This is a genomic window from Paracoccus sp. SCN 68-21, from assembly GCF_001724535.1.
Taxonomy (GTDB): domain Bacteria; phylum Pseudomonadota; class Alphaproteobacteria; order Rhodobacterales; family Rhodobacteraceae; genus Paracoccus; species Paracoccus hibiscisoli.
On the sequence record NZ_MEES01000001.1, the window covers coordinates 21,525 to 33,926 of the forward strand.

Annotated in this window: 10 protein-coding genes; 5 read left to right on the forward strand and 5 right to left on the reverse strand. The window is 68.1% G+C overall.

The window, feature by feature from the left end:
• Nucleotides 1-8: 8 nt before the first annotated feature.
• The 3 genes from ABS73_RS00110 to ABS73_RS00120 all read right to left on the reverse strand — a co-directional run bounded on the left by ABS73_RS00110 (nucleotide 9) and on the right by ABS73_RS00120 (nucleotide 3,990).
• The gene (locus ABS73_RS00110; protein ID WP_277018267.1) at nucleotides 9-3,077 is read right to left on the reverse strand and encodes a valine--tRNA ligase; all 3,069 of its coding nucleotides are present in this window, start codon (nucleotides 3,075-3,077) and stop codon (nucleotides 9-11) included.
• 74 nt (nucleotides 3,078-3,151) lie between these two features.
• Complete coding sequence (locus tag ABS73_RS00115; RefSeq protein WP_277018265.1) at nucleotides 3,152-3,502, reverse strand: DUF1428 domain-containing protein; 351 nt, start codon at nucleotides 3,500-3,502, stop codon at nucleotides 3,152-3,154.
• 56 nt (nucleotides 3,503-3,558) lie between these two features.
• Nucleotides 3,559-3,990, reverse strand: coding sequence for an Lrp/AsnC family transcriptional regulator (locus tag ABS73_RS00120; RefSeq protein ID WP_277018292.1), 432 nt, complete (start codon nucleotides 3,988-3,990; stop codon nucleotides 3,559-3,561).
• Nucleotides 3,991-4,158: 168 nt separating this feature from the next.
• Here ABS73_RS00120 and ABS73_RS00125 point away from each other — a divergent pair, with 168 nt between their 5' ends.
• Nucleotides 4,159-5,313, forward strand: a complete 1,155-nt coding sequence (locus ABS73_RS00125; protein ID WP_277018264.1) for a type III PLP-dependent enzyme — start codon at nucleotides 4,159-4,161, stop codon at nucleotides 5,311-5,313.
• A 35-nt stretch (nucleotides 5,314-5,348) separates the two neighbouring features.
• Nucleotides 5,349-6,449 carry a T6SS phospholipase effector Tle1-like catalytic domain-containing protein gene (locus ABS73_RS00130; protein WP_277018263.1) on the forward strand — a complete coding sequence of 367 codons (1,101 nt, stop codon included), beginning with the start codon at nucleotides 5,349-5,351 and terminating at the stop codon, nucleotides 6,447-6,449.
• A 102-nt stretch (nucleotides 6,450-6,551) separates the two neighbouring features.
• On the opposite strand, the gene metF is transcribed toward ABS73_RS00130, so the two are convergent.
• The gene (gene metF / locus ABS73_RS00135) at nucleotides 6,552-7,424 is read right to left on the reverse strand and encodes a methylenetetrahydrofolate reductase [NAD(P)H] (protein ID WP_136856256.1); all 873 of its coding nucleotides are present in this window, start codon (nucleotides 7,422-7,424) and stop codon (nucleotides 6,552-6,554) included.
• Nucleotides 7,425-7,515: 91 nt separating this feature from the next.
• On the opposite strand from metF, the gene ABS73_RS00140 reads away from it, so the two are divergent.
• The 3 genes from ABS73_RS00140 (at nucleotide 7,516) to ABS73_RS00150 (ending at nucleotide 10,347) form a co-directional block, all read left to right on the forward strand.
• Nucleotides 7,516-8,430, forward strand: a complete 915-nt coding sequence (locus ABS73_RS00140) for a LysR family transcriptional regulator (protein ID WP_136856257.1) — start codon at nucleotides 7,516-7,518, stop codon at nucleotides 8,428-8,430.
• Nucleotides 8,431-8,505: 75 nt separating this feature from the next.
• A complete protein-coding gene (locus tag ABS73_RS00145) occupies nucleotides 8,506-9,294 on the forward strand; it encodes an inositol monophosphatase family protein (protein ID WP_136856258.1) in 789 nt (262 codons plus the stop codon).
• A 99-nt stretch (nucleotides 9,295-9,393) separates the two neighbouring features.
• Entirely contained in the window at nucleotides 9,394-10,347 is a 954-nt protein-coding gene (locus tag ABS73_RS00150) for a DMT family transporter (RefSeq protein ID WP_136856259.1), read from the forward strand.
• On the opposite strand, the gene ABS73_RS00155 is transcribed toward ABS73_RS00150, so the two are convergent.
• Nucleotides 10,313-12,376, reverse strand: a complete 2,064-nt coding sequence (locus tag ABS73_RS00155; RefSeq protein ID WP_277018260.1) for a lytic transglycosylase domain-containing protein — start codon at nucleotides 12,374-12,376, stop codon at nucleotides 10,313-10,315. The two genes, ABS73_RS00150 and ABS73_RS00155, sit on opposite strands and share 35 nt — an antisense overlap.
• Nucleotides 12,377-12,402: the final 26 nt, after the last annotated feature.

Genomic DNA, 12,402 nt, shown 5'->3' on the forward strand with positions numbered 1-12,402 from the left:
GCGCAGGCTCACATCGCCGCCAACTGCGCCAGCGCTGCGTGCAGCCGGGCGATGTCATCCTCCAGCGCGGCCAGCTTCTCGCGGGTTTCGTCGATCACTTCGGCTTCGGCATTCTCGACGAATTTCGGGTTCGACAGGCGCTTCTGCAGACCTTCGGCATCCTTGCGGGTCTTGCCTTCGGCCTTTTGCAGGCGCGCCGTCTCGGCTGCCACGTCGATCACGTCACCGATCGGCAGCGCAAAGGAGGCCCCCTGCACTGACACCGAAATCATCCCCTTTCCCGCGATCCCGTCCGCCGGAGCATTCACCCGCGCCAGCCGCTCGATCAGCGGGCCGTTGTCGGCCAGGGCCGCACGCGCCGCAGGGTCCGCCTCGGTTACGACCAGGTCCAGCTTGGCCCCCGCCGGCACACCCATCTGCGCGCGCGCGGACCGCACGCCCTCGATCAGCGCGATGACCCAGTTCATCTGCCGGTCCGCATCCGCGTCGATCAGGTCGGCGCCCAGTTCCGGCCAGACCCCATGGACCAGCATGCGGTCGCGGTCCCCGGTCAGCGCCCACAACTCCTCGGTCACGAATGGCATGATCGGGTGCAGCATGGCAAAGCACTGGTCCAGCACCCAGCCCATCGTGGCCCGCGTCTCATCCGCATGCTCGCCATCGAACAGCGGCTTGGCGAATTCCACGTACCAGTCGCAGACCTTGCCCCAGACAAAGGCGTAAAGCCCCGTCGCCGCGTCGTTGAAGCGATAGCCGGACAGCGCCTCGTCCGTGGCCATCAGGATCCGCGCGGTTTCCCCGATGATCCATCGGTTCACGGTATGGCTGGGCTGGGGCCGGGCCCCGCCGCCGCGCACGCCGTTCATCTCGGCAAAGCGGGTGGCGTTCCAGATCTTGGTGACGAAGTTGCGGTTCACCTCGACATGCTTGGGCCCCAGCTTGGGGTCGCGCCCCATCGCCGCCATGCTGGTCAGCGTGAAGCGCAGCGCATCCGCGCCATAGGCATCCACCAGCGTCAGCGGGTCGATCACGTTGCCCTTGGACTTGGACATCTTGGCGCCCTTTTCGTCGCGCACCAGCCCGTGGACATAAACGGTCTTGAACGGCACATCGCCCACGACCTCTAGCTGCATCATCATCATCCGGGCGACCCAGAAGAAGATGATGTCAAAGCCCGTGACCAACACGTCGGTCGGGAAATACTTCTTCAGCTCCTCCGTCGGCTCGGGCCAGCCAAGCGTCCCAATGGGCCACAGGCCGGAGGAGAACCATGTGTCCAGTACGTCGGGGTCTTGAAATAGTGCAATTGTCGATGTTGGCTCGAAGGTGCCTTGTTCCTTGAAGCCGTCGATCACTATGCCACCAAGTTCTTCCGGGAGCGGTCGACGCGACATGATCCGAAAGCCATGATCAATCGCGTTGGCCCTGCGATCTTTGGAATGATCATACGCACCAAGTTCAACCTTGTAGTTCGACCCATAATGTTCGCGGGCCTGCCTCAGCGCTTCGTCCTCTGTAGACGCCGCGAAAGCAACGGTGTCACCTTGATACCAAATTCCATCAACGATGTTGGGACCATACCACACCGGGATCTGGTGGCCCCACCACAGCTGGCGGCTGATGGTCCAGGGCTCGATATTCTCGAGCCAGTTGAAATATACCTTTTTGTGCTGCTCGGGCAGGATCTCGGTCCGGCCCGACCGGACGGCCTCCAGCGCGGGTTCGACGATGCGCTTGGTGTCCACGAACCACTGGTCGGTCAGCATCGGCTCGATCACCACGCCGGAGCGGTCGCCAAAGGGCTGCATGATCGGTTTGGCGTCGATCACGGGGCGGCGTTCCAGATGCTCGGCGCCGGTCTCGGGTTCGATCTCACGGTGCAGATAGGTGACGGCCAGACCCTCGGCGGTGATCGCGTCGATCACGCGCTTACGGGCCTCGAACCGGTCCAGGCCGCGCAGCTCGTCCGGGACCAGGTTCACGGCCGTGACGTCGCCCACATCCTCGCCCGCGGCGGCGCGGGACGCGATGGCCGCGCTTTCGGCATAGGACAGCCCGTCGGCGCGCATCGCGCCCTTGGTGTCCAGCAGCGCGTAGAGCGGGATGCTGTTGCGCATCGCCACGCCGTAATCGTTGAAATCATGCGCGCCCGTGATCTTGACCGCGCCACTGCCAAAGGCCGGGTCGGGGTATTCGTCGGTGATGATCGGGATCAGGCGGCGGTGTTCCTTGGGACCGACCGGGATCTCGACCATCTGGCCCACGATGGGGGCATAGCGGGCATCAGAGGGGTGCACTGCCACCGCGCCGTCGCCCAGCATCGTCTCGGGGCGGGTGGTCGCGATGGAGATATAGTTACGCGTCTCGCGCAGGGTCACGCGGCCGTCCTCGTCGCGTTCGACGTATTCATAGGTCGCGCCCCCGGCCAGCGGGTACTTGAAGTGCCACATATGGCCCGGAACCTCGCGGTTCTCGACCTCCAGGTCGCTGATCGCGGTCTCGAAATGCGGGTCCCAGTTCACCAGCCGCTTGCCGCGATAGATGATGCCCTTGTTGTACAGGTCCACAAAGACCCGGATCACCGCGTCGTGGAAATTGCCCTCCTCGCCCGCAGGCGCGCCGGGGGCGCCGGACATGGTGAAGGCGTTGCGCGACCAGTCGGCACTGGCGCCAAGGCGCTTCAGCTGATTGATGATCGTGTCGCCGGATTCCCGCTTCCAGTCCCAGATCTTGGCGGTGAAGGCATCGCGCCCGATCTCGCGGCGGCCGGGTTCGCCCCGTTCGGCCATGCGGCGTTCGACGACCATCTGCGTGGCGATGCCCGCATGGTCCTGACCCGGCTGCCACAGCGTGTCGAAGCCGCGCATCCGGTGCCAGCGGACCAGGATGTCCTGCAGCGTGTTGTTCAGCGCGTGACCGATATGCAGGCTGCCGGTGACGTTGGGCGGCGGGATCATCACGGTGAAGGTTTCCGCCCGCCGCGCATTGGCCCCGGCGGCAAAGGCGTTCGTGGCCTCCCACCCGGCGGCGATCCGGGCCTCGGCATCCGCCGCGTCAAAGCTTTTTTCCATCGTCATCGCATCACCCCATCTGTTGCAGCGGGATTAGCGAATGCAGGGCCAAAGGCCAAGCCCGTCGGCGACCCGGTCTGTCAGCTCAGATCCAGGATGGGGGCAAAGCCGCCCCAGAACATGCGCGCGCCGTCAAAGGGCATCTCGCCCATCTCGGGGTGATCCTCGGACATCATCGCGGCCCATGCCGCATCGGCGGTCGCACGGTCGGGCCATTCGATCCAGGAAAACACCGGAACCTCGCCCTCCTGCGCCTGGGTTGCGCGATAGAAATCGGTCTGCTTGCCATGGGGAACGTCCTCGCCCCAGCATTCGACCATGCGCAGCGCGCCGTGGCGCTTGAACATCGGCCAGGACGCCTTGGCATGGGTGATGTAATCGTCGCGCCGCTCAGTGGGCACGGCGGCGACAAAGCCGGAATAATAGGTCATGACGGTCCTCCTCTGCGACAGACTGTCCGCCCGTCGCAGATTCGGATCAAGCCCGATCAGACCGCCCGGTCTAGTTTCGTGGACAGATGGATCAGGCTTTCCGACGACCGCACGCCCTCGATGCCCCCGATGCGGTCCAGCGTATCGTCCAGATCGCTGGTCGAGGCCGCCGCTAGCTGGATCAGCAGGTCGACCCGCCCGCTGGTGGTGTTGACACGCTCGACCTGGGGAATGACCTTCAGGCGCGACAGCACGGCAGGTTGGGCGCGCGGCTCGATCCCCAGCAGCACGGTGGCGCGGATGCGTGCGGCACGCGCCGCCTCACCCAGACGCAGGGTATAGCCGGCGATGGCGCCCGACGCCTCCAACCGCTCCAGCCGGGCCTGCACGGTCGATCGCGCGACGCGCAGGCGGCGGGCCAGCACGGCCACCGACATGCGCGCATCGCCCGACAGCTGCGCCAGAATGCTGCGATCCAGATCGTCCAATGCCCCGTCCATCCGCCTGTTTCGTCAAAATGACATGAACTGCGTCATAATAACCGGGACAGGGCGCGATTCTACCCTTTTCATCGGTGAAATCGGAACCCAAAAGCGCCATTCTGGGTTGAGAAACCTTAGCCCCATCACCACCAGCCTCCTGCGAAAGGAACCGCAATGGGACAACAGAAGACCGTCTGGGATAATCCGGCCGAGGTCATCCGACATCTGGCCCCGGAACATCCGGTCATGGTCTTCGCGCCGACGGTGCTGCAGGACCGTGCGCGGCAATTCATCGACGGCTTCCCGGGGCTGGTGACCTATGCGGTCAAGTCCAACCCCGAGGAGGTCGTCATCCAGAACCTGGTCGCCGCCGGCATCCAGGGCTTCGACGTGGCCTCGCCCTTCGAGATCGACCTGATCGGCCGCATGGCCCCGCATGCGGCGCGCCACTACCACAACCCCGTCCGCGCCCGGTCGGAAATCGCGCATGGCGTGGCGCAGAACATCCGCGCCTGGTCGGTGGACAGCCGGTCGGAACTGGACAAGCTGTTCGACCAGGTGCCGGTGACGGTGGACGGGCAGGGGGTCGAGATCTCTCCCCGGTTCAAGCTGCCGGTGCTGGGGGCGGCCTATGATTTCGGGTCGAAATTCGGTGCTTCTCCCGAGCTGGCGGCCGAACTGCTGGCCGAGGTCGCGCGGCGCGGCTATGTCCCGTCGCTGACCTTCCACCCGGGCACGCAATGCACCGACCCCATCGCGTGGGAAAGCTATATCCGCGTGTCCAAGGACATCTGCGACATGGCGGGCGTGCGCGCGGTGCGGCTGAACGTGGGCGGGGGCTTCCCCTCGCACCGGGTCATCGGGGTCGAGCCCGACCTGACCTCGATCTTCCAGGAGATCGCAGACACCGTGACCGAGATGTTCGGCACCGACGCCCCCGCCCTGGTCTGCGAACCCGGTCGCGGCATCGTGGCCGATGCCTATGCGCTGATCACCCGCGTCAAGGGCGTGCGCGACGGTGGCCATGTGTTCCTGAACGACGGCGTCTATGGTGGTCTGGCCGAACTGCCGATCATCGGCAACATCGACCGCATCGAGGTTCTGGACCCCCAGGGCCGCCCCCGCACCGGCGATGCGGGTGGCCGCGTGATCTTTGGCCCGACCTGCGATTCGGTCGACCGCCTGCCGGGCGAGCTGTCCCTGCCGGGCGACGTGGTCGAGGGCGATTACGTCATCTTCCACGGCGCCGGTGCCTATTCGACCGTCACCAACACGCGGTTCAACGGCTTTGGCGCCATGACCCACGCGACGGTGATGCACCTGTCGTAACGGTTTGCTCATGCCCGCATGCTAGCATCGCGGGCATGAGCACCATTCGACCGCCCATCACCCATGTCGTTCTGATGGATGGCACCTTCGCCTCGCTGGCGGACGGGCGGCGCAGTTCCATCGGGCGCATCTATCGCCTTCTGTCGGGCCAGCTGGGTCCGATGCCGCCGGGCCGCCTGCGCCTGCATTACGGCATGGGCCAGCAATGGGCGCGCTGGCGCACCCTGCCGGACCTGGCCATGGGCCGCATCCTGGAAACCCGCATCACCGAGGCCTATGGCTGGCTGGCCAGCAGCTATCATCCGGGCGACCGGATCTTCATGCTGGGCTATTCCCGCGGGGCCTTTGCGGTGCGCAGCCTGGCGGGGATGATCAGCCGCATCGGTCTGTTGCGCGCAGACGCGGCCACAGAACGTCACATCCGGCTTGCCTGGCGCTATTACCACCACGGCGGCACGCCGCAGGCGCTGGCGGCCTTTCGGCGCAGGCGCTGCCATGCGCAGGCCCCGATCCGCATGGTCGGCTGCTTCGACACGGTGATGGCCCTGGGCCTGCGCCTGCCGCTTCTGTGGATGCTGACCGAGCCGCGCTTTCGCTTTCACGACGCGCATCTGGGGCAGGGGATCGAGCATGGCTTTCAGGCTCTGGCCTTGGACGAGACGCGCGCCGCCTTCGCGCCGCTGCTGTGGGATGACGACCATGCGGCCGGGCGGGTGGAACAGATGTGGTTCCGCGGGGCCCATCCTGACATCGGCGGACAGCTGTCAGGGTTCGAATTCGCGCGGCCTTTGGCGAACATCCCGCTGGTCTGGATGCTGGACCGCGCCGAATCGGTGGCCCTGCCGCTGCCGCCCGACTGGCGCGACCTGTTCCCCTGCGACCCGACCGCCCCGTCGATCGGCAGCTGGCGGAACTGGGGCAAGGCCTTTCTGGCCCGCGCCCCCCGCCTGGCCGGGCGCACGGGAACCGAGGCCCTGCATCCGACCGTCCCGCAGCCCTATCCCGGCCCCGCCCTGCTGACCGGCGACCTGGCCGCGGCCGCCCGCCCTGCGCGCCGCCGCTTCACCCGACGCCACGCAACGCAGGAAGACCCGCGCGAACCCGCAAGCCCTACAGCGCGGGCTTCTTCTTCATAAAAATATCCTCTGGGGGGGCGCCGGGCGGTGCGCCATCGGTCCAAGGACCGCCCGGCGCCGGGGCGAAGCGCCCCCGGCCACCGCCCGCCCGCAGGCGGGCCGTCAGGCGACGGCTTCCAGGCCTGGTTGCGGGCGCACGCCCAGGGCCGCACAAACATCGCGGGTCAGCTCGGGCCGGTTCAGCGTATAGAAATGCAGCCGGTCCACCCCGCCCGCGATCAGCTGCTCGCACAGGTCGACGCACAGGCCGGTGGCCAGCTGGCGCGTGGCCTCGGGTCCGTCCAGCGCGGCCAGTTGGAACGCCTCCTCGGCCCAATCGGGCACGGTCGTGTTGCAGGTTGCCGCAAAGCGCTTGGTCCCCGCCCAGCTCTGCACCGGCAGCAGCCCCGGAATGATCGGCGCGTCGATGCCCGCCGCCGCGCATTTGTCGCGGAACCGGAAGAACGTGTCCGCCTCGAAAAAGAACTGCGTGATCGCGCTGGTCGCCCCGGCATCCAGCTTGCGCTTGAGCCAGGTGACGTCGGCATCGCCGTCGCGGCTGTCGGGATGCGGTTCGGGATAGGCGCCGACGCGGATGGTCATGTCGCCGCGCGCGGCGATCGCCTCGATCAGTTCGACCGAATTGGCAAAGCCGTCGGGATGCGGGGTGAAGCGGTCGGCGCCCTTGGGGGCATCGCCGCGCAGGGCCACGATCTCGGTGATGCCGGCATCGGCATAGGACTGCACGATCTCCATCGTCTCGGCGCGGGTCGCCTCGACGCAGGTCAGGTGGGCGGCGACGGTCAGCCCGAACTGGCGGTTGATGGTGGTGACGGCCTCATGGGTCAGCTGGCGGGTGGTGCCGCCCGCGCCATAGGTGACCGACACGAAATCGGGCGCCAGAGGCGCCAGCGCCCGCGCCGCCTCCCACAGCTTGAACGAGGCCTCCAGCGTCTTGGGCGGAAAGAACTCAAAGCTGATCTTGGGGGTGCTCATGGCGAATCCTTTCTGTTGGCGCATCTTGTGCCATGCGGCGCGCTGTGAGACAAATTCATAATCCTCAAGATCAACCTGAGCTTCATTCATCATGCATCTGGAACTGCGCCATCTGCGAACGGTCCATGCCATCCACGAACAGGGCGGCCTCGCCCGCGCGGCCCAGGTGCTGAACATCACGCAATCGGCGCTGTCCCATCAGGTCAAGGCGCTGGAGGCGCAATCCGGGGTCGAGCTGTTCGTCCGCCGCGCCAAGCCCATGCGCCTGTCGGCGGCGGGCATGCGCCTGCTGCGCCTGGCCGAACAGGTCCTGCCTCTGGTCGCCGCCACCGAGGCCGAGTTCAAGGGCGTCGAGGCCGGTCGCATCGGCCGTCTGCACATCGCGATGGAATGCCACGCCTGCTTTGACTGGCTGCTGCCGGTGCTGGACATCTTTCGCCGCGCCTGGCCCGATGTCGATGTGGACATCCGCCAGCGTCTGGCCTTTGGCGCGCTGCCCGCGCTGGTGCGCGAGGAGGTGGACCTGGTGATCTCGTCCGACCCTGAGGATCTGGCGGGCGTCACCTTTCAGCCGCTGTTCGACTATGCCCCGACCTTGGCCGTGCCCGCCGGGCATCCGCTGGTGGCCAAGGGCTATGCCGACCCTGCCGATCTGGCGGGCGAAACCCTGATCACCTATCCGATGGACCGCGCGCGGCTGGATGTCTTCAGCCAGTTCCTGACCCCCGCCAATGTCGAACCGGCCCGCCAGCGCATGGTCGAGCTGACCGCCGTGGCGGTCATGCTGGTGGCCTCGGGGCGCGGGGTCGCGGTCATGCCCGACTGGGTGCTGCGGCGCGAGGCGGCGAACCCCGAACTGGCCCTGCTGCCGCTGGGGCCGCAGGGCATCCGGCGCAGGCTGTACGCGGCGGTGCGCACGGATGATCTGTCCCAGCCCTATCTGGCGCATGTGCTGCGGCTGTCGCGCACCGAACCCCTGCGGATGCTGCGCGGGGCCCCGAACTGAGGCGGACCGGGTGACGCTTGGCTTTCCGGCGCGTCTGGCCTATGACGCGCCCAACCCCAATTCCCGGAGCACCCGATGGCAAGCGCCAATCTGAACGTCATGATCAAGGCCGCCCGCAAGGCCGGGCGCGCCCTCGTCAAGGATTTCCGCGAGGTCGAGAACCTGCAGGTCAGCGTCAAGGGCGCCGGCGATTTCGTCACCCGCGCCGACCGCGAGGCCGAACGCCTGATCAAGGAAGAGTTGATGACCGCCCGCCCCAGCTATGGCTGGGTCGGAGAGGAGACCGGCACGGATGAGGGCGACGACCCGACCCGCCGCTGGATCGTCGATCCGCTGGACGGGACCACGAACTTTCTGCACGGCCTGCCGCATTGGGCCGTCTCGATCGCGCTGGAGCACAAGAAAGAGATCGTCGCCGCCGTCGTCTTCGACGCCGCCAAGGACGAGATGTTCATCGCCGAAAAGGGCACCGGCGCCTATATGAACGACCAGCGCCTGCGCGTCTCGGGGCGCACGCGGATGTCCGAATCGGTCTTTTCGACCGGTATCCCCCATGCCGGGACCGGGCCCATGCCCGCGATGATCCAGGATCTGGCACAGCTGATGCCGGTGGCGGCGGGTGTGCGGGGCTTTGGCTCGGCCGCGCTGAACTTGGCCTATGTCGCGGGTGGACGGTTTGACGGCTATTGGGAACGTGGCACGAAGCCCTGGGACGTGGCCGCGGGCATCCTGCTGGTGCGCGAGGCCGGCGGTTTCGTCCACGGCATCCGCGAAGGCGACGACCCGCTGGAATCGGGCCGCCTGATCGCCGCGAACCCGGCCCTGCTGGAGCCCTTCGCCAAGATCATCCGCGCCCGCGACTGAACCGCCACAGGTCGGGGCTTGCACGCCGTGCAACCCTGACCGCCGCTTGACCTTGGGTCGGGGCGGGCGCAACACGGGGGCATCCCTGAAGGCGCGCCCATGTCCGACGACCGATCCCACCCTCCCTATGCCGCATCGGCCGCCGTCGCGGCCCCGCCCCCCATCCCGCCGCAGACGCCGCCGCCCGTGCGCGACCGGACCCGGCTGGCCATCGCGCTGATGTGCCTGGTCAGCCTGATCTTTGCGTTTCAGGACGTGTTCTCGCGCATCCTGGGAGGGGACTATCCGCCGGTGCTGATCGTGATGATCCGATACTGGGTGTTTGCGGCCTTTGTCATCGCGCTGGTCGCGCGCCAGCCAGGCGGGCTGCGCCGCGCCATCCGCACCAAACGCCCGCTGACCCAGATCGCCCGCGGCGTCATCCTGGCGCTGGAGGTGGTGCTGATGGTCGAGGCCTTCGTCCGCCTGGGCCTGATCGAGACGCATGCCGTGTTCTCGGTCTATCCGCTGCTGGTCGCGGCCCTGTCCGGCCCGGTCCTGCGCGAAACCGTGGGTTGGCGCCGCTGGACCGCCATCGCCATCGGGTTCCTGGGCATCCTGGTGATCCTGAACCCCGGCGGCGGCGTCATCAGCGTGACCGCGCTCTTACCCTTTGCGGCGGCGCTGATGTTCGCGCTGTACGGTCTGCTGACGCGGCATGTCTCGCGCGACGATCCGGCGATGGTCAGCTTTTTCTGGACGGGGGTGTCGGGGGCGGTCGCCATGACGCTGATCGGCATCTGGGACTGGCAGTGGTTGGCGCCGATGGACTGGGTCTGGATGGGCTGCCTGTGCGTCTGCGGCATGACCTCGCATTACCTGATGATCCGCAGTTATGAGATGGCCGAGGCCTCGGCCCTGCAGCCCTTCGGCTATACCCAGCTGGTCTGGGTCAGCATCATCGGCGTCTGGCTGTTCGGAGAGACGCTGCGCCCCAACGTGGTGGTCGGCGGGGCGATCGTGGTCGCGGCGGGCATCTTCACTCTGTGGCGACAGCGGCGGCGGTCTGCGTGAACCAGCTGTCGGGCAGGCGCGGGCCGATGAAGGGCTTGCCCACCGGCCGCGCCGACAGCGCCAGCGTCAGCCGCTGGGGTGGCGGCGGCACCTGGCCCCCGCCCGCCAGATCCCACCGGGTGACGACCGGCGCGGGCTTGCCGTGGATGCGGGCGCGATAGACGGGCAGCGCCTCGGCCACGCGCATCACATAGTTGCGCGTCTCGTCAAAGGGGATCAGCTCGACCCAGTCCACGGGGTCGGCGTCGCGGCGCAGGTCGCCGAAATCGCCCAGCCAGCGCGCCGACCGCCCCGGCCCGGCATTGTATCCCGCCGCGATCAGCGCCACCGACGGGCCGAACCGGTCGGCCAGATCGATCAGGTATTGCGACCCGATCCGCGCGTTATAGGCCGCATCGCTGGACAGGCGGCCCAGGTCATAGGGCAGGCCGATCTGGCGCGTGACCTGTTCGGCGGTGCCGGGCATCACCTGCATCAGCCCCTGCGCGCCCACCGGGCTGGAGGCCAGGTGGTTGAATTCCGATTCCTGGCGCGCGATGGCCATGACCAGTTCCGGGGGCGGGCCCAGATCCTCGCGCTCCAGCCCCGTCAGGGGGAAATGCGCGACGGGCCAGATGACGCCCTGATTGGCCGATTGCTTGGCCAGGCGCAGGCCGTGCCAGGGGGTCCCGGCCTCGTACATCAGGCGCGACATGCGGGCGATATCCTCGGGTGTGGATCGCTGCGCCAGATGCAGCAGGAACCGCTGGGCATCGTCGCGCCGCCCGCTGGCCACCATCCACAGGGCGGCGCGGAACAGCCCCTCCTCGCGCAGCGCGCTGCCGCGCCAGTCGGGCAGGGTGTCGATGGCCCGGTCGGCCACGGCGTAATCGTCGGGCAGGGGGCGGCCCACCTTTTCCATCGCTAGCTGGCCGTAATAGGTGCCCGGCAGGTCGGCGGCGGCCTGCCATGCCGCCTGCGCCGCATCCGTATCGCCAAGCGCGTCATGCGCCCGCCCCTGCCAATAGAGCGCGCGCGAGGTGCTGATGGCCGCGCCGACCACGGTTTCCAGATGGTCGAAATGGGTCAGCGCGCGGGCCGGATCACCGGTCTTCAGCGCGGCATAGCCCGCCAGCCATTCCAGATCGGCGTAATGGCGGTTGTCGGGCGTCAGGAAATGCGGCGAGGCCAGGCGCAGCGCGCGGTCCCAATCGCCGTTCCGCATCGCCAGCCGCGCGTAATCGACCCGCATCGAGGCCCAACGGCCCGGGTCGCGCAAGCCTTCGGCGCTGGTCGAGGCCTCCAGCAGCAGCGCCTGCGCGCCATCATGGGCCCGCGCGCCCACGCGCCAGTCGAACCGGTCCAGCGTCAGGCCCGGATCGGCGCGCTGATCCTCTGGCAGGGCCAGGATCAGGTCGTCCACGCCCTCGCGGCCCGCCTGCAGGGCGATGCGGGCGCGGGGCAGGGCGCGGTCGGGCTCGGCCAGGCGGGGCAGCAGACGTTCGGCCTGCGCCCATTCACGCGCATCCAGCATCGCGGTGACGCGGGCGGGGACCAACGCCTCCAGCGCGGGATAGGCGGCCAGCAGGGCGGTCTCGTCGGCCTCGGGCAGGGGCTGGCGGACAAAGAACGCGGCGCGGGCATCAGCGGCCTCGGCCTCGGGCAGGATGGCGGTCAGCGCGTTCAGCCCGGCCCGCGTGGTGGGGCTGCGGGTGTCGAACCACAGGCGGATGTCGTCGGGGTCGGCGCCGGGGCGCAGCTTGGCCTCGCCGCGCTGGATCAGCAGGTCCAAGCCGGGCCAGTCGGGATGGTTGCGCAGGAACGCGGCATAGTCGGAAAACTCGCCATATCCGGCGCGAAGCGCGTGCCAGCCGACCAGCGCCTCGGCCAGGGGACCGGCCAGGCGGGCGGCGTCGCGGGCGGTCACCCAATCGCGCGCCTCGGTCGCGGCCAGGGCCAGGGCCATGGCGCCCGGCTCCTCGGCCTGCGCGGGGGCGGCAAGGGGAAGGGCCAGCAGGCCCGCAATCAACATGTCACGCAGAAGTCGCATCACCACCCTGTGTCACCGTCATGGCC

Coding starts and splice junctions, on each gene's coding strand:
- ABS73_RS00150 (WP_136856259.1), top strand. CDS start 9,394: ATGTCCGACGACCGATCCCACCCTCCCTATGCCGCATCGGCCGCCGTC.
- metF (WP_136856256.1), bottom strand. CDS start 7,424: ATGAGCACCCCCAAGATCAGCTTTGAGTTCTTTCCGCCCAAGACGCTG.
- ABS73_RS00130 (WP_277018263.1), top strand. CDS start 5,349: ATGAGCACCATTCGACCGCCCATCACCCATGTCGTTCTGATGGATGGC.
- ABS73_RS00140 (WP_136856257.1), top strand. CDS start 7,516: ATGCATCTGGAACTGCGCCATCTGCGAACGGTCCATGCCATCCACGAA.
- ABS73_RS00110 (WP_277018267.1), bottom strand. CDS start 3,077: ATGACGATGGAAAAAAGCTTTGACGCGGCGGATGCCGAGGCCCGGATC.
- ABS73_RS00145 (WP_136856258.1), top strand. CDS start 8,506: ATGGCAAGCGCCAATCTGAACGTCATGATCAAGGCCGCCCGCAAGGCC.
- ABS73_RS00125 (WP_277018264.1), top strand. CDS start 4,159: ATGGGACAACAGAAGACCGTCTGGGATAATCCGGCCGAGGTCATCCGA.
- ABS73_RS00155 (WP_277018260.1), bottom strand. CDS start 12,376: ATGCGACTTCTGCGTGACATGTTGATTGCGGGCCTGCTGGCCCTTCCC.
- ABS73_RS00115 (WP_277018265.1), bottom strand. CDS start 3,502: ATGACCTATTATTCCGGCTTTGTCGCCGCCGTGCCCACTGAGCGGCGC.